13 protein-coding genes are annotated in these 16,936 nt (G+C 72.3%); 9 read left to right on the top strand and 4 right to left on the bottom strand.

The window, feature by feature from the left end; genetic code table 11:
• Positions 1 to 40 precede the first annotated feature (40 nt).
• Together HA039_RS23680 and holA are read left to right on the top strand one after the other, a co-directional pair.
• Positions 41 to 286, top strand: coding sequence for a hypothetical protein (locus HA039_RS23680; RefSeq protein WP_167033176.1), 246 nt, complete (start codon positions 41 to 43; stop codon positions 284 to 286).
• Between the two features lie 746 nt (positions 287 to 1,032).
• Positions 1,033 to 2,019 carry a DNA polymerase III subunit delta gene (holA, locus tag HA039_RS23685; RefSeq protein ID WP_167033178.1) on the top strand — a complete coding sequence of 329 codons (987 nt, stop codon included), beginning with the start codon at positions 1,033 to 1,035 and terminating at the stop codon, positions 2,017 to 2,019.
• 385 nt (positions 2,020 to 2,404) lie between these two features.
• Here the strand turns inward: holA and rpsT are convergent, their stop codons facing one another.
• Complete coding sequence (rpsT, locus tag HA039_RS23690) at positions 2,405 to 2,671, bottom strand: 30S ribosomal protein S20 (protein WP_161312545.1); 267 nt, start codon at positions 2,669 to 2,671, stop codon at positions 2,405 to 2,407.
• A 202-nt stretch (positions 2,672 to 2,873) separates the two neighbouring features.
• Between rpsT and lepA the strand changes: the two genes are divergently transcribed.
• Together lepA and HA039_RS23700 are read left to right on the top strand one after the other, a co-directional pair.
• Complete coding sequence (gene lepA / locus HA039_RS23695; RefSeq protein WP_167033180.1) at positions 2,874 to 4,742, top strand: translation elongation factor 4; 1,869 nt, start codon at positions 2,874 to 2,876, stop codon at positions 4,740 to 4,742.
• A 305-nt stretch (positions 4,743 to 5,047) separates the two neighbouring features.
• A complete protein-coding gene (locus HA039_RS23700; protein WP_167033182.1) occupies positions 5,048 to 6,937 on the top strand; it encodes an AMP-dependent synthetase/ligase in 1,890 nt (629 codons plus the stop codon).
• A gap of 78 nt (positions 6,938 to 7,015) precedes the next feature.
• On the opposite strand, the gene HA039_RS23705 is transcribed toward HA039_RS23700, so the two are convergent.
• Positions 7,016 to 7,600: a response regulator gene (locus HA039_RS23705; RefSeq protein WP_167033184.1), complete on the bottom strand. Its 585-nt coding sequence runs from the start codon at positions 7,598 to 7,600 to the stop codon at positions 7,016 to 7,018.
• Positions 7,601 to 7,856: 256 nt separating this feature from the next.
• On the opposite strand from HA039_RS23705, the gene HA039_RS23710 reads away from it, so the two are divergent.
• The 3 genes from HA039_RS23710 to HA039_RS23720 all read left to right on the top strand — a co-directional run bounded on the left by HA039_RS23710 (position 7,857) and on the right by HA039_RS23720 (position 12,812).
• Positions 7,857 to 9,968, top strand: coding sequence for an ATP-binding SpoIIE family protein phosphatase (locus HA039_RS23710; RefSeq protein WP_243869694.1), 2,112 nt, complete (start codon positions 7,857 to 7,859; stop codon positions 9,966 to 9,968).
• 382 nt (positions 9,969 to 10,350) lie between these two features.
• Positions 10,351 to 11,583, top strand: coding sequence for a radical SAM family heme chaperone HemW (hemW, locus tag HA039_RS23715; RefSeq protein ID WP_167033186.1), 1,233 nt, complete (start codon positions 10,351 to 10,353; stop codon positions 11,581 to 11,583).
• 80 nt (positions 11,584 to 11,663) lie between these two features.
• The gene (locus tag HA039_RS23720; RefSeq protein WP_167033188.1) at positions 11,664 to 12,812 is read left to right on the top strand and encodes a serine hydrolase domain-containing protein; all 1,149 of its coding nucleotides are present in this window, start codon (positions 11,664 to 11,666) and stop codon (positions 12,810 to 12,812) included.
• 48 nt (positions 12,813 to 12,860) lie between these two features.
• Here HA039_RS23720 and HA039_RS23725 read toward each other — a convergent pair whose 3' ends face one another.
• Both HA039_RS23725 and HA039_RS23730 read right to left on the bottom strand, forming a co-directional pair.
• Positions 12,861 to 13,682 (bottom strand): DUF3097 domain-containing protein, encoded by an 822-nt coding sequence (locus HA039_RS23725; RefSeq protein WP_167033190.1) that lies wholly within the window; start codon positions 13,680 to 13,682, stop codon positions 12,861 to 12,863.
• Between the two features lie 45 nt (positions 13,683 to 13,727).
• Positions 13,728 to 14,465, bottom strand: a complete 738-nt coding sequence (locus HA039_RS23730; protein WP_167033192.1) for an MBL fold metallo-hydrolase — start codon at positions 14,463 to 14,465, stop codon at positions 13,728 to 13,730.
• 177 nt (positions 14,466 to 14,642) lie between these two features.
• On the opposite strand from HA039_RS23730, the gene hrcA reads away from it, so the two are divergent.
• On the top strand, positions 14,643 to 15,659 hold the full coding sequence (gene hrcA, locus HA039_RS23735) for a heat-inducible transcriptional repressor HrcA (RefSeq protein WP_167033194.1): 1,017 nt from the start codon (positions 14,643 to 14,645) through the stop codon (positions 15,657 to 15,659).
• The gene (dnaJ, locus tag HA039_RS23740; RefSeq protein WP_167033196.1) at positions 15,660 to 16,796 is read left to right on the top strand and encodes a molecular chaperone DnaJ; all 1,137 of its coding nucleotides are present in this window, start codon (positions 15,660 to 15,662) and stop codon (positions 16,794 to 16,796) included.
• Positions 16,797 to 16,936: the final 140 nt, after the last annotated feature.

Below are 16,936 nucleotides of genomic sequence, written 5' to 3' on the forward strand. Positions count from 1 at the left end.
CGGGGGGCGATCCCGGACGGCCCGGCGGGAGAATGCGGGGGTGAGCGACGTGAGACATGTGCTGGTGCTGCCCGACCGTGACGCCGCGGAGGAGGTGGCGCGGGAGCTGGGCGAGCGGTTCGCCGTGACCGAGGAGCCCCAGCTCGTCCGGGACGCCCTGGCCGGCGAGGACGACGCGGAGGACGCCCAGTGGCTCGTCGTCGTGGAGGACCCGGGGGGCCGGCTCGACGCCGCTGAGCTGGACACGTTCGTCGCCGACTGGGACGGCTGGCGCGAGGCGCCGTAGGAAGCGCGCCCCGCGAGGGTGGGGGACGGGGCTGGTCGTATTCGGCGGCCGGAACTGCGCGCCTCCGCGCGGGCGGGTGATGCTTTTTGCGTGGGCGGGTGCATAGGTCCCCCGTGCGGGTGGGTTCGCCCCCCAGGGCGGGTTCGTGCGGTCTTGGTGCGGCTGGGGCGTACTTTCGTGCGGGCGGGTGCGTACACGTCCCCCGTGCGGGCGGGTTCGACCTCCCCGCGGGTGGGTTGGTGCGGCCTCCGCGCGGCTGGGTGGTGCTTCTTGCGCGGGCGGGTGCGTACGTCCCCCGCGAGGGTGGGTTCGCCCCCTAAGGCGGGTTCGTGCGGCTCCGTGCGGGTGGGTCGTGCTTTCGTGTGGGCGGGTGCGTACGCATCACCTGTGCGGGCGGGTTCGGCCTCTCCGCGGGTGGGTTGGTGCGGCCTCCGCGCGGCTGGGTGGTGCTTTCGTGCGGGCCGGTTCGCGCCCCCCCGGGCGGGTTCGTGCGGTCTTCGCGTGGCTGGGTCGTACTTCGTGCGGGCAGGTTCGTATGCCTCCCGTGCGGGCGGGTTCGGCCCCGGGCGGGTTGGTGCGGGCTTTGTGCGGCTGGGTGGTGCTTTTGCGGGCCGATTCGTGTGGGCAGGTTCGCAGGCTTCCGTGCGTGCGGTCCGTGTGCCTCCGCGTGGGCGGTTCGTGTGTCTGTGGGTGGGGGGTGGGCGGGGGCGGGGGTGTGTCGGTGGGGCGTGCCATGCTGGTTCGCGATGGCCACCAGAAAAGCTTCCCCCGACGACCTGCTCGCCCCGCTCACGCTCGCCGTGGGTCAGGAGGACCTGCTGCTCGACCGTGCCGTGCAGCAGGTCGTGGCGGCGGCCCGCGCCTCCGACGCCGACACGGACGTCCGTGATCTCACCTCCGACCAGCTCCAGCCCGGCACGCTCGCCGAGCTGACCAGCCCGTCGCTCTTCGCGGAGCGCAAGGTCGTCATCGTGCGGAACGCGCAGGATCTCTCGGCCGACACGATCAAGGACGTCAAGGCGTACCTCGACGCGCCCGCCGAGGAGATCACGCTCGTCCTGCTGCACGCGGGCGGGGCCAAGGGCAAGGCGCTGCTGGACGCGGCGCGCAAGGCGGGTGCGCGGGAGGTCGCGTGCCCCAAGACCACGAAGCCGGCGGAGCGCCTGAGCTTCGTACGGTCCGAGTTCCGCGTGCTGGGCCGTTCGGCCACGCCCGAGGCGTGCCAGGCCCTCGTCGACTCGATCGGCAGCGATCTGCGGGAGCTGGCGAGCGCGGTCTCGCAGCTCGCGGCGGACGTGGAGGGCACGATCGACGAGGAGATCGTCGCCCGCTACTACACGGGCCGTGCGGAGGCCTCCTCCTTCACGGTCGCGGACCGTGCCGTGGAGGGGCGTGCGGCCGAGGCGCTGGAGGCGTTGCGGTGGTCGTTGTCGACGGGGGTGGCGCCCGTGCTGATCACCAGCGCGCTCGCCCAGGGCGTCCGGGCCATCGGGAAGCTCTCGTCGGCCCGGGGGGGGCGGCCCGCCGACCTCGCGCGTGAGCTGGGGATGCCGCCGTGGAAGATCGATCGGGTTCGGCAGCAGATGCGTGGATGGACCCCGGACGGGGTGGCGGCGGCGCTGGTGGCGGTGGCCGAGGCGGATGCGGGGGTGAAGGGGGGTGGGGATGACCCGGAGTACGCGTTGGAGAAGGCGGTCGTCGCGATTGCCAGGGCTGCGCGGGCCGGTAGGTAGGTAGCGGTCGCGGGGTGCCGGTTCGCGGGCGGGTGCGGGTGGCTCGGCGGGGCGGTTGCTCGGCCTTCGGCCTTGCTTTGTCCTCAAACGCCGGACGGGCTGGAAGGGGTCGCTGTGCCCGTGCGGGTAGTTCTGCGGGGCTGTTGCTCGGCCTTCGGCCTCGCTTGTCCTCAATCGCCGGACGGGCTGGTGTGAGGGGTCGGGGTGTGACGAAGGCCCGGTGGCGTCCTGGGTGGGACGGCATCGGGCCTTCGACGTCAAACCTGTGTGGATTCGCACCCGCGTGGCGAACGCAGTCGTGTGCGAATCCTGGGTCCGCCGGTCAGGAGCGGTAGAGAGGGCCCGCTGGGTCCCTTCCGGCGATCACATCATGTGGAGCGGGTACTCAGGCCTGGAGAGCGGCAACCTTGGAGGCCAGCGCCGACTTCTTGTTGGCGGCGGCGTTCTTGTGGATGACGCCCTTCGAGGCGGCCTTGTCGAGCTGGCGGGACGCCTCGCGAGCGGCCGCGGTGGCCTTCTCGACGTCGCCCTCGACAGCCGCCTCGCGAGCCTTGCGGATCGAGGTCTTGAGCGCGGACTTGACGGACTTGTTGCGCAGGCGCGCCTTCTCGTTCGTCTTGTTCCGCTTGATCTGGGACTTGATGTTCGCCACGAATGAGCCTTTTCAGGTTTGATGATCTTCGAGTGAGTGTCCCGGACCGAGACGGCACGGGACACAGCTGCTCAGGCTACCAGCCACCGCCGACGCGGCCCAAACCGGTCGCAGCCCCGTACCCATGGGACGATAGGGGCTACGTATCGCTCCGAGTCGACCCGAGACGAGACGCCGCGCGTCTCAAGAATCAGGACCCTGCGTGCCCGCGACCCCTACCCACGTGCCCGAGCCGAGCCGTACGGACCCGGCGCTGCTCCGCAACTTCTGCATCATCGCGCACATCGACCACGGCAAGTCGACCCTCGCCGACCGGATGCTCCAGCTGACCGGTGTGGTCGACTCGCGGCAGATGCGCGCCCAGTATCTCGACCGGATGGACATCGAGCGCGAGCGCGGCATCACGATCAAGTCCCAGGCGGTCCGGCTGCCCTGGGCGCCCAGGACGGGCGAGGACGTGGGCAGGACCCACGTCCTGAACATGATCGACACGCCGGGCCACGTGGACTTCACCTACGAGGTCTCCCGCTCGCTCGCCGCCTGCGAGGGCACGGTCCTGCTGGTGGACGCCGCGCAGGGCATCGAGGCCCAGACCCTCGCCAACCTGTACCTGGCGATGGAGAACGACCTCACCATCGTCCCGGTGCTCAACAAGATCGACCTGCCGGCCGCCCAGCCCGAGAAGTTCGCCGAGGAGTTGGCCAACCTCATCGGCTGCCAGCCCGAGGACGTCCTCAGGGTCTCGGCGAAGACCGGCGTCGGCGTGGACGCGCTGCTCGACCGGGTGGTCAGGGACGTACCGGCGCCGGTCGGCGACGCGGACGCCCCCGCCCGCGCGATGATCTTCGACTCCGTCTACGACTCGTACCGCGGCGTCGTCACGTACGTCCGTGTCATCGACGGCAGCCTCAACAAGCGCGAGCGCATCCGGATGATGTCCACCAACGCCACCCACGAGTTGCTGGAGATCGGGGTCTCCTCCCCGGAGATGACCCCGGCCGACGGCATCGGCGTCGGTGAGGTGGGCTACATCATCACCGGCGTGAAGGACGTCCGGCAGTCCAAGGTCGGTGACACGATCACCACCCTGAACAAGGGGGCGACCGAGGCGCTCGGCGGCTACAAGGACCCCAAGCCGATGGTGTTCTCCGGCCTGTACCCGCTGGACGGCTCCGACTACCCCGAGCTGCGCGACGCCCTCGACAAGCTCCAGCTCAACGACGCCGCGCTGGTGTACGAGCCGGAGACCTCCGCGGCCCTCGGCTTCGGCTTCCGCGTCGGCTTCCTCGGCCTGCTGCACCTCGACGTGATCCGCGAGCGGCTGGAGCGGGAGTTCGGCCTCGACCTGATCGCCACCGCGCCCAACGTGGTCTACCGGGTGGTGATGGAGGACCGCAAGGAGCACATCGTCACCAACCCGAGCGAGTTCCCCGACGGGAAGATCGACGCGGTGTTCGAGCCGGTCGTCAAGGCCACGATCCTCGCCCCCAGCGAGTTCATCGGCTCGATCATGGAGCTGTGCCAGGCCCGCCGCGGCACGCTGCTCGGCATGGACTACCTCTCCGAGGACCGGGTCGAGATCCGCTACACCCTGCCCCTCGCCGAGATCGTCTTCGACTTCTTCGACCAGCTGAAGTCCAAGACGCGCGGGTACGCCTCGCTCGACTACGAACCGACCGGCGAGCAGTCGGCGCAGCTCGTGAAGGTCGACATCCTGCTCCACGGCGACAAGGTCGACGCGTTCTCGGCGATCACCCACAAGGACGCGGCGTACGCGTACGGCGTGCGGCTCGTCGCCACCCTGCGCGGGCTCATCCCCCGCCAGGCCTTCGAGATCCCGATCCAGGCCGCGATCGGCTCGCGGGTCATCGCCCGCGAGACCATCCGCGCCATCCGCAAGGACGTCCTCGCCAAGTGCTACGGCGGTGACATCTCCCGTAAGCGGAAGCTGCTGGAGAAGCAGAAGGAAGGCAAGAAGCGGATGAAGATGGTCGGCAGCGTGGAGGTCCCGCAGGAGGCCTTCATCTCGGTGCTGTCCAGCGACGAGTCGGGCGGCAAGGCCAAGAAGTAGGCGGCAAGGCCAAGAAGTAGTAGTACGGCGCCCGCACCCCGGCGGCGCCCGCGGGCCCCCACGCCACGGCGTGCGGGCCCGCGGGCCGTTCCACGGATCCTGGTCCCGTGAGGGGTCCAGGGGCGTGATTCCCCGGGCCGGTTCCATCGGCCGGGTTTGTTATGAAGCGGCGGCGCGCAGGCACTTACGTACCGGCCGGACGGCATCTAGTCTGATCGCAGATCGGTAGTTACTCGCGAGTTAGTTACTCGACAGTTGGAACAGCAGTCCGTCACGCAGAGCTGCGGACGGGCCCGGAGGATGCCGTGAGCGACACACAGAACTTGATCGAGAACCGGCCGCCCTCCGTGGCGGTCCTCTTCGTTGAGCGCGTGGCGGCCACGCCCGACGCCGAGGCCTACCGCTACCCGGTCCCCCCGGCCTCCGGCGAGGGTCCCGACGACTGGCGGTCGCTGACCTGGAGCGAGGCCGCCGAGCGCGTGTACGCCGTCGCGGCGGGCCTGATCGAGCTGGGTGTACGACCCGAGGAGCGCGTCGCGCTCGCCGCCGCCACCAGTGTCGACTGGATTCTCACCGATCTCGGCGTGATGTGCGCGGGCGCCGCGACGACCACGGTCTACCCCTCCACCAACGCCCAGGAGTGCGCGTACATCCTCGCCGACTCCGGGAGCCGCGTCCTGATCGCCGAGGACGCCGTCCAGCTCGCCAAGGCCCGCGAGCGCCGCGCCGAACTGCCCGACCTCGCCCACGTGGTGGTCATCGACCCCGCCGGCGCGACCCCCGCCGAAGGGGACCCGGACGGCTGGGTGCTCTCCCTCGCCGACCTGGAGACCCGCGGGCGCGCGTACCTCGCCCGGAACCCCGGCGCCGTGAAGGAACGCCTCGGCGCCATCCGCGCGGACCAACTCGCCACCCTCATCTACACGTCGGGCACCACCGGCCGCCCCAAGGGCGTGCGGCTCCTGCACGACAACTGGTCGTACATGGCCAAGGCCACCGTGGGAACGGGCCTGATCCGCCACGACGACGTCCAGTACCTGTGGCTCCCGCTCGCCCACGTGTTCGGCAAGGTGCTGACCTCCGGCCACATCGAGGCCGGGCACGTCACCGCCGTGGACGGCCGCGTCGACAAGATCATCGAGAACCTGCCGGTGGTGAGACCCACCTACATGGCGGCCGTACCGAGAATCTTCGAGAAGGTCTACAACGGGGTCGCCGCCAAGGCACGGGCCGGCGGCGGCGCCAAGTACAAGATCTTCCAGTGGGCCGCCGAACTGGCCCGCGAGTCCGCCAAGATCTCCCAGGACAACTTCCGCCGTACGGGCAGGGCGTCGCTCCCCTTCGCCCTCGGCGCGAAGCACAAGGTCGCCGACGCGCTCGTCTACTCCAAGCTCCGCGAGGCCTTCGGCGGCCGGCTGCGCGCCGCCATCTCCGGGTCCGCCGCGCTCGCCCCCGACATCGGCTTCTTCTTCTCCGGCGCCGGGATCCACATCCTCGAAGGCTACGGACTGACCGAGTCCAGCGCCGCGAGCTTCGTCAACCCCGGCGAGGCGTACCGCACCGGCACGGTCGGCAAGCCCCTGCCCGGCAACGAGGTGCGGATCGCCGACGACGGGGAGATCCTGCTGCGCGGCCCCGGCATCATGTCCGGCTACCACGGGCTGCCCGAGAAGACCGCCGAGGTGCTGGAGGCCGACGGCTGGTTCCACACCGGTGACATCGGCGAGCTGTCCGTCGACGGCTACCTGCGCATCACCGACCGCAAGAAGGACCTGATCAAGACCTCCGGCGGCAAGTACATCGCGCCGGCCGAGATCGAGGGCCAGTTCAAGGCGGTCTGCCCGTTCGTCTCCAACATCCTGGTGCACGGCGCCGACCGCAACTTCTGTACGGCCCTGATCGCGCTCGACGAGCCGACCATCCTCGGCTGGGCCGCGGAGCACGGCATGGCGGGCAGGTCGTACGAGGACGTCGTGGCGTCGCCGGCCGTCGTCCAGCTCATCGACGGCTACGTACAGCGCCTCAACGAGGGGCTCCAGCGCTGGCAGACGGTCAAGAAGTTCCGGCTGCTGCCCCGCGACCTGGACATCGAGCACGGCGAGCTGACGCCGAGCCTCAAGCTCAAGAGGCCCGTGGTGGAGCGGGAGTACAAGGACCTGCTGGAGGAGATGTACGCGGGCACCAAGGCGGTCTGAGGACGACCCGGGCGGGGTGTTCCGGTACGGCCACCCCGCCCCCGGTCCCTCCACGGCGCCCGTCCGGCGAGAGGCGCCCTACTGTTCCCGCTCCCGGCGCAGCTCGCCCAAGGTCTCCTCGATGCGGGTCAGTTGGTGGCCGAGGACGGCGAGATCGTTCGGGTCGCCCTGCGCCAGCTCCTTCTCGATCGACGCGAGCCGGTCCCCGATCCGCCCCAGCTGCTCCTGCTCCCGGGCCAGCAGCCGCTCCAACTGCCGCTTGCCCCGGTGCAGTTCGAGGAAGACCCGGACCTTCGCCCGGAGCACCCACGGGTCGAAGGGCTTCGTCAGGAAGTCCGCGGCGCCCGTCGCGTACCCCCGGAACGCGTAACCCCCGTCGGAGTCCGACCCGTTCAGGAAGATGATCGGGATGTCCTTCGCGTGGTCGAGCCGTTTGACCGCGGTGGCCGTCTCGAAGCCGTCCATGCCCGGCATCCGCACGTCCAGCAGGATCACCGCGAACTGCTGCCGCCCGAGCGCCCGTAACGCCTCCTCGCCCGAACGGGCCCGTACGAGAGGCTCGTCGAGGGAAGCGAGGACCGCTTCCAGCGCGACGAGATTGTCCTCCATGTCGTCCACGAGGAGGATGCTCGCGCGATCCTCGGCGGGCGCGGTTCTGCTCATTCCGGGCTCCTTGTCCGGCCCCTGTTCGGCCAGCGAGGCAAGAATGCTCTGTCCGGGGCGTGTTCGCACGCCGTTCCGGCGGTTTGGTGGCAGGCGGCCGGTGTCACTTCCATGACTCGGCGCGTATGGTCGGCCTCCGTCTGTCACTCTGTCGGGATCGTAAGCGGCGCAACGCCAGAACCGGAACCGGACCAGGAGCCGCACAGTGGGTCGCATTCCGATCCCGCGCGCAACCGCCCGCAGACCGGCACCGCAGGTGCCGTTACGCAAGGACGCGCGGTCGACGTCACGTACCAGCCTGCCCGGCAACCCGCTCGCCCCGGCCGCCGCCCGCCGCTTCGCGCGGGCCGCACTCGCCGACTGGACGAGCCTGGGCCTGCTGGCCACCTGCATCTTCTGCCCGGGGGAGAACGGCTGTTCCCCCGGACAGCACAGCACGGACCTGCTCGCCGACGACGCGGTGCTGATCGTCGATGAACTGGTCACCAACGCGGTGGTGCACGCGGGCACCGACGTCGAGCTGCTCTGCCGGCTGGAGGACCCCGCCCAGGACCCCTCCGCGAGCGACGACGGGCCGGACGAGGTGGGCGCCGCGCTGGTCCTGGAGGTGTCCGACCACCACCCCGCCCGCGGCGTGCTGAGCGACGGGCGGGGGCGGGCGCCGGCCGGGACGCCGGAGTACGGGCGGGGCCTCGAACTGGTCGCCGCGCTCGCCGAGCGGTGGGGCATCACGTACCGCTCGGGCACCAAGACCGTATGGGCGCGGCTGCCGCTCGACGTGCGGGACGGGGCGGGGGAGGCGCCTGGGGCGCCTGTGACGGGTTCCGGGGGTGCAGGGGTGTCCCAGGCGTCCGGGGATGCCAGGGAGGCGTCCGTGGCCCCTGAGGCGGCCGGGGACAGCGGTACGGGAGTGGGCGTCGGGGCCGGCGGGCCGGCGGCCGAGCCGGTGGTACGGCGGGAACTGCGCGCCGCCGAGATCCTCACCCCCGCCCCGCGCCGCGCCGTGCGCGACGACCCCGACTGGGTCGGGCGCGCCGCGCTCTCGTTCCTCGCGGAGGCCTCCGACCTGCTGGCCGGGCAGCTCGACGAGGACCTCGTCGCCGCCCTGGCCTGCCAGTTGCTCGTGCCCCGCCTCGCGGACTGGTGCGCGGTCTGGCTCGACGCCGAGGGCGGGCAGGCCGGGGCGGCGCCGCGGCTCGCGCGGGTCTGGCACGCCGAGGAGTCCCGTATCGAGGAACTGCGCGCGGTCCTGGAGCAGGAGTCCCTGCGCAAGGAACTGCCCCGGCTGCCGGAGAGCCTGCGGGGCGGGCCGGTCCCGGTGTCGGTGCCGTGGCGGCCCGCCGCTGAAGCCGACGCCTCCGCCTTCGACGCTGACGACGGCGACGGTACGGACGAGGGCGCCGCCCTTGCCTGCCGGCTCGTCGCCAACGGACGCCCGCTCGGCACGCTGCTGCTCGGCGGCGCGGGCCGCACCCGCGTCCCCGACGAGGTGTCGGCCCTCATCGAGGACTTCGCGCGCCGGGTGGCCCTCGCGATCGGCGCCGCGCGCCGGTACACGCGGCAGGCCACGATCAGCCGGGTCCTCCAACGCGGGCTGCTGCCCAGCCAGGTGGCGCGCATCCCCGGCGTCGAGAGCGCCCTGGTCTACGAACCCAGCGACGAGGGGCTGGCGGGCGGCGACTTCTACGACGTCTTCCCCTGCCCGCCCGGCGGCCGGTGGTGCTTCATGCTCGGCGACGTCCAGGGCAGCGGCCCCGAGGCCGCCGTCGTCACCGGCCTCGCCCGCCCGTGGCTGCGGCTGCTGGCCCGCGAGGGGTACCGCGTCGGCGCGGTCCTCGACCGGCTCAACCGGCTCCTCCTGGACGACGCCACCGAGGCGGCGGCGGCCGTCGCGGCGGCGCCCGAGGGGGGTGCGGTGCGGGAGGAGAACCGGCCGCGCTTCCTGTCGCTCCTGTACGGGGAGCTGGTGCCGCTGCCCCTCGGCGGGGGTGCGCGCTGCACGCTCGCCAGCGCGGGGCATCCGCTGCCGCTGTTGCTGCGGCCCGACGGCACGGTGACGTCCGCGGCGACGCCGCAGCTGTTGCTGGGGGTGGAGGAGAACGTGTCGTACCAGAGCCGTACGTTCGACCTGGCCCCCGGGGACACGCTCCTGTGCGTCACGGACGGCGTGACCGAACGGCGCTCGGGGCGGCGGATGCTCGACGACGGGGATGGGTTGGCGCGGGCGTTGGAGCAGTGTGTGGGGTTGTCGGCGGAGGGGGTGGCGGAGCGGATACGGCGGGCGGTGCACGACTTCGACGGGGCGCCGCCCGGGGACGACGTAGCGCTCCTGGTCTTCCAGGCCGGGGGCCCACCCCCAACGACCTGACCTGCCCCCACGCGGGCGCGCCTCACCGATGTCCTCAATCGCCGGACGGGCTGGATGTGGCGCGGGCCCGTTGACCGTGCGGGTCAAGGACGTCCTCAATCGCCGGACGGGCTTGATCAGGTTGTTTTGACGTGCGCCTGGAAGGGGGGCGGGCAGGGGTCGTGTCCGGAACGTAGAGCGTGTTTTGTGTCGCGTGACGGGGGTTAGCGGGACAGCTGGTTGCGCGCGACGTAAAACATGCAGTGCAGGACGCGGCCCCTGGCCGACCCCCGGCGACAACCCGCAGCCGGAAGACGGCCCGCAGCGGCACAATCAAGCCCGTCCGGCGATTGAGGACAAAGCGGTGACCCGGCGCTGGCCGGGAGTGCGGGACACTGGGGGTATGCCTTCCGTACTGCCCGACGGCGACCCCATGCCCGACACCGGCACCCTGCCAACGCACGCCCTCGACGCCGCCGCGGACCGCCCGCTCGGGTTCTACCTGCACGTTCCCTACTGCGCCACCCGCTGCGGGTACTGCGACTTCAACACCTACACCGCCACCGAGCTCCGCGGCACCGGCGGCGTGCTGGCCTCGCGGGACAACTACGCCGACACCCTGATCGACGAGGTCCGGCTGGCCAGGAAGGTGCTGGGGGACGACAGGCGCCCCGTCCGCACGGTGTTCGTCGGAGGCGGCACCCCCACCCTCCTCGCCGCCGACGACCTCGTCCGCATGCTCGCCGCCGTCCGCGACGAGTTCGGGCTCGCGGACGACGCGGAGATCACCACCGAGGCCAACCCGGACTCCGTGGACCCGGCGTACCTCGCGGCGCTCCGGGAGGGCGGCTTCAACCGGATCTCCTTCGGCATGCAGAGCGCGCGGCAGCACGTGCTCAAGGTCCTGGACCGCACGCACACCCCCGGCCGCCCCGAGGCGTGCGTCGCCGAGGCGCGGGCCGCCGGGTTCGAGCACGTCAATCTCGACCTGATCTACGGCACCCCCGGCGAGACCGACGACGACTGGCGCGCCTCGCTGGCCGCCGCGGTGGGCGCCGGACCCGACCACATCAGCGCCTACGCGCTCATCGTGGAGGAGGGCACCCAGCTCGCCCGCCGCATCCGGCGCGGCGAGGTCCCGATGACGGACGACGACGAGCACGCGGACCGCTACCTGATCGCGGACGACGTGCTCGCGAAGGCCGGGTTCTCCTGGTACGAGGTGTCGAACTGGGCCACCACCGACGCCGGCCGCTGCCTGCACAACGAGCTGTACTGGCGCGGCGCCGACTGGTGGGGCGCGGGCCCCGGCGCCCACAGCCACGTCGGCGGGGTGCGCTGGTGGAACGTGAAGCACCCGGGCGCCTACGCCGCCGCCCTGGCCGAGGGCCGCTCGCCCGGCGCGGGCCGGGAGATCCTGACGGCGGAGGACCGCCGGGTCGAGCGCATCCTGCTCGAACTGCGGCTGTCCGACGGGGCCCCTCTCGACCTGCTCGCGACGGCCGGCCTCGCCGCCGCCGCCCGCGCGGTCGCGGACGGCCTGCTGGAGCCGGGACCGTACGACGAGGGCCGGGCGGTCCTGACCCTGCGCGGCCGCCTGCTCGCGGACGCGGTCGTCAGGGACCTGGTGGACTAGCCGGCCCGGTGGACCCGAGCCCGGCCGTCGGCCAAGCTCTCGTACCGATGAGTTCCGTACCGGAGGTAGGTCTTCCGTACATGACTACGTTGCACACGCTCCTGCGCTCCCACGTCGACGACGGAACCGTCCCCGGCGCCGTGGCCCTGGTCGCCAAGGACGGGCGGGTCGAGGTGGCGGCCGTCGGGGACGTCGACACCGAGGGCACCGCGCCGATGGCCCGGGACTCGATCTTCCGTATCGCCTCGATCAGCAAGCCCGTCGTCGCCGCGGCCGTCCTGATGCTCGTCGACGACGGGCTGATCGCGCTCGGCGACCCGGTACGCCGGTGGCTGCCCGAGCTGGCCCAGCCGATGGTCGTCCGGACGCCCGGAGCGCCGGTGGACGACGTCGTGCCCGCCGCCCGCCCGATCACCGTCGCCGACCTGCTCAGCTCCCGCGCCGGGTACGGCTTCGCGGCCGACTTCTCGCTGCCCGCCGTCGGGCTGCTCTTCAGCGAGCTGAAGCAAGGAGGGCCGCACCCGGACGCCGTCGCGCCGCCCGACGCGTGGACGGCGGCCCTCGGCCGCATCCCGCTGCTGCGCCAGCCGGGCGAGGCCTGGCTGTACAACACCTGCTCCGACATCCAGGGCGTCCTGGTCGCGCGGGTCACCGAACGGCCCTTGGGCGAGTTCCTGGCCGAGCGGCTGTTCGAGCCCCTCGGCATGACCGACACCGGCTTCTCCGTGCCGCCCGCCGCCCTCGACCGCTTCACCAGCTTCTACCGCGACGACCTGACCCTGGCCGACGCCCCGGACGGGAAGTGGAGCACGCCCCCGGCGTTCGAGTCCGGCGCCGGCGGGCTCGTCTCGACCGCCGACGACTGGTACGCCTTCGCCCGGCTGCTCGTCGACGGCGGAAGCGTCGCCGGAAGCGGCGGCGGCCGGCGGCTGCTGTCCGCCGAGTCGGTGCGGCTGATGACCACCGACCACCTGACCCCCGTCCAACGAGCCGAGGGCGCGCTGTTCCTGGAGGGCCAGGGATGGGGGTACGGCGGCTCGGTGGACGTGGCGGCCGTCGATCCGTGGAACGTACCGGGGCGGTACGGCTGGGTCGGCGGTACGGGCACCACCGCGCACGTCGTCCCGTCGACCGGCGCGGTCAGCGTCCTGCTCACCCAGCGGGCGATGGCGGACCCCACCCCGCCCGCCCTGATGCGGGAGTTCTGGCGGTACGCCGCCACCGCCTGACGCGGAAGGACCTGACGGCGAGGCGCCCTGCGCCGAGGTGCCCGGCGATCAGGGCGCCGGCTCCGTCACGAAGTCGATCAGCCGCTCCACCGACCCCAGCAGCGTCGGCTCCAGGTCGCGGTACGAGTGGACCTTGGACAGGATGTGCTGCCACGCCGCCCCGGTGTTCTCCGGCCAGCCCAGCGCCCGGCACACGCCCGTCTTCCAGTCCTCGCCCCTCGGCACCCGCGGCCACGCCGCGATGCCCACGGACGACGGCTTCACGGCCTCCCACACGTCGATGTACGGGTGCCCCACGACCAGCACGTCCGCGCCCGTCACCGCCGCCGCGATCCGGGACTCCTTCGAGCCCGGCACCAGGTGGTCCACCAGGACGCCCAGCCGCGCGTCCGGCGCCGGGCCGAACTCCTCCACCACCGCGGGCAGGTCGTCCACGCCCTCCAGGTACTCCACGACCACCCCCTCGATCCGCAGGTCGTCGCCCCAGACCCGCTCGACCAGCTCCGCGTCGTGGCGGCCCTCCACATAGATCCGCCCCGCCCTGGCCACCCGGGCGCGCGCCCCGGGGACGGCGACCGAGCCGGAGGCCGTACGGGTGGGGCGTACCGGACCCCCCGCCGTCGGCCGGACCAGTGTGACGACCTTGCCCTCCAGCAGGAACCCCCGGACCGCCAGCGGGAACACCCGGTGCTTGCCGAAGCGGTCCTCCAGGGTCACGGTCGGGCCCTCGGCCGTCTTCTCGCAGCGGATCACCGCGCCGCAGAACCCGGTCGCCACCTCCTCGACCACCAGATCCGGTTCCGCGGGCACCTCCGGCGCCGGGGTCGGCTTCTTCCACGGAGGGGTCAGGTCGGGGCTGTAGCTGCGCATGGCCAAGACGATAAACGGACGGGCGGCGGGCGGAGGGGCCGCCCGCTACCGCGACACGCCGAAACGTACCGCCAGCGCGTCCCGCTGGGCCCGGACGAACGCCGCGTCCACCACCGCCCCGTGCCCGGGCACGTACACCGCGTCCTCCCCGCCCAGCGCGAGCAGCCGGTCCAGCGCCGCCGGCCACCGGCCCGGGATCGCGTCAGGGCCCGCCTGCGGCTCCCCCGACTCCTCCACCAGGTCGCCGCAGAAGAGCACCGGAGCCGCGCCGTCCGCGCCCGGGACCAGCAGGGCCAGGTCGTGGGCGGTGTGCCCGGGCCCCACGTTCGCCAGCAGCACCTGGAGGCCGCCGAGGTCGAGGGCCAGCTCACCCGACACGGCGTGCCCCGGCGGGACGAGCGCGTCACGCGCCCCGGCCGCCTCCGCCGCGTCCATCCCCTCGCGCACGGCGTCCTCGTACAGCGCGCCGCCGCCCCGCGCCAGCAGCTCCGCGAGGCCCACCGCCCCGTACACCTCCGCCTCCGGGAACGCCGCCGTCCCCAGCACGTGGTCGAAGTGCGGATGGCTCAGCGCGACCCGCGTCACGTGCCGCCCGGGTCCCAGGAGGGCGCCGGTGTCCGCCCGCAGCGCCGCGCCCTCGCGGGGCGTCGCGCCCGTGTCGAACAGCAGGGCGCCGGTGTCCCCGGCCACGAGTCCGGCGGTCGCGTCCCACCCGGGCAGCCGGCGCCGGCCCGCCCGCGGGGACAGCCGCTCCCACCCGCGCTCTTCCCAACGGATGTCCATGGGACGACGCTATCCGTAAGAGACGCGGCAAGAGGCGGGCGCATCGCGCGGTAGCGTGGTCGGTCACCCTTGCTAGGGGCGTACCCCACAGCCGTACACTGTCGGGGGGGAATGCTGGCACTCCCTCCGGGCGAGTGCCAAGCCGGATCCGACGGACGACAGCGGGAGGTGTGCGCGATGCTCAGTGAACGCAGACTCGAAGTGCTCCGCGCGATCGTCCAGGACTACGTCGGCACCGAGGAGCCGGTCGGCTCCAAGGCGCTGACCGAGCGGCACAAGCTCGGCGTGTCACCGGCGACGGTCCGCAACGACATGGCGGTGCTGGAGGACGAGGGCTTCATCGCCCAGCCGCACACCAGCGCCGGCCGCATCCCGACCGACAAGGGCTACCGGCTCTTCGTGGACCGGCTGGCCGGGGTCAAGCCCCTGTCCTCGCCGGAGCGCCGGGCCATCCAGAACTTCCTGGACAGCGCGGTCGACCTCGACGACGTCGTGGGGCGTACGGTACGGCTGCTCGCGCAGCTGACCCGGCAGGTCGCGGTGGTGCAGTACCCCTCGCTGACCCGCTCCACGGTGCGCCACGTGGAGCTGCTCGGCCTGTCCCCGGCGCGGCTGATGCTCGTGCTGATCACGGACACCGGCCGGGTCGAACAACGCATGATCGACTGCCCCGCCCCCTTCGGGGAGACCGCCCTCGCGGATCTGCGGGCCCGGCTCAACAGCCGGGTCGTCGGACGCCGCTTCTCGGACGTGCCGCAGTTGGTGCAGGATCTCCCCGACTCGTTCGAGCAGGAGGACCGCGGGGTGGTCACCACCGTGCTCGCGACCCTGCTCGAAACGCTGGTCGAGGAGACCGAGGAGCGGTTGGTGATCGGCGGTACGGCCAATCTCACCCGCTTCGGACACGATTTCCCGCTCACCATCCGGCCGGTGCTGGAGGCGCTGGAGGAGCAGGTCGTGCTCCTCAAGCTGCTGGGTGAGGCGGAGCACCCGGGCATGACCGTACGTATCGGGCACGAGAACGCCCATGAGGGCCTCAACTCCACGTCCGTCGTCGCGGTCGGCTACGGTTCGGGCGACGAGGCAGTCGCCAAACTCGGCGTGGTCGGACCGACCCGCATGGACTACCCCGGAACGATGGGAGCGGTACGCGCAGTGGCACGTTACGTCGGACAGATCCTGGCGGAGTCGTAAGTGGCCACGGACTACTACGCCGTTCTCGGCGTGCGCCGCGACGCGTCTCAGGACGAGATCAAGAAGGCATTCCGCAGGCTCGCCCGCGAGCTGCACCCGGATGTCAATCCCGATCCCAAGACGCAGGAGCGCTTCAAGGAGATCAACGCCGCGTACGAGGTGCTGTCGGACCCGCAGAAGAAGCAGGTCTACGACCTCGGCGGGGACCCGCTGTCCGCGAGCGGCGGAGGCGGTGCGGGCGGTTTCGGAGCCGGCGGCTTCGGCAACTTCTCGGACATCATGGACGCGTTCTTCGGTACGTCGCAGCAGCGCGGGCCGCGCTCGCGGACGCGGCGCGGCCAGGACGCGATGATCCGGCTGGAGATCGACCTCAACGAGTCGGCCTTCGGCACCACCAAGGACATCCAGGTCGACACGGCCGTGGTCTGCACGACCTGCTCGGGCGAGGGGGCGGCGCCGGGCACCTCGGCGCAGACCTGCGACATGTGCCGCGGACGCGGTGAGGTCTCGCAGGTCACGCGGTCCTTCCTGGGCCAGGTCATGACCTCGCGGCCCTGCCCGCAGTGCCAGGGCTTCGGCACGGTCGTGCCGACGCCGTGCCCCGAGTGCGCCGGCGACGGGCGGATCCGCTCGCGCCGCACGCTCACGGTCAAGATCCCGGCGGGCGTCGACAACGGCACGCGGATCCAGCTCGCGGGCGAGGGCGAGGTCGGCCCCGGCGGCGGCCCCGCCGGTGACCTGTACGTGGAGATCCACGAGCTGCCGCACGCGGTGTTCCAGCGGCGCGGCGACGACCTGCACTGCACGGTCACCGTGCCCATGACGGCCGCGTCGCTGGGCACGAAGTGTCCGCTGGAGACGCTGGACGGGGTGGAGGACATCGACGTACGGCCCGGCACGCAGTCGGGGCAGTCGATCCCGCTGCACGGCCGTGGCATCACCCACCTCCGCGGCGGCGGGCGCGGTGACCTCATCGTGCACGTCGAGGTCACGACGCCGTCGAAGCTGGACGCGGAGCAGGAACGCCTGCTGCGCGAGCTGGCCGTCCTGCGCGGCGAGGAACGCCCCCTGGGCCAGTTCCAGCCGGGCCAGCAGGGCCTGTTCTCCCGCCTGAAGGACGCGTTCAACGGGCGCTAGTCCTGTGACCGCGTGAGGCCGGTCGCCGTTCCGTCCTCAATCGCCGGACGGGCTTTCAAGCCCGTCCGGCGATTGAGGACACGGGTGCGGCGGTAGGCCGCCCGGACAGCTCCGAGGCCGTGGCCCAAGCCCTGGCCGGA

The organism is Streptomyces liangshanensis, from assembly GCF_011694815.1.
GTDB classification, from domain to species: Bacteria; Actinomycetota; Actinomycetes; order Streptomycetales; family Streptomycetaceae; genus Streptomyces; species Streptomyces liangshanensis.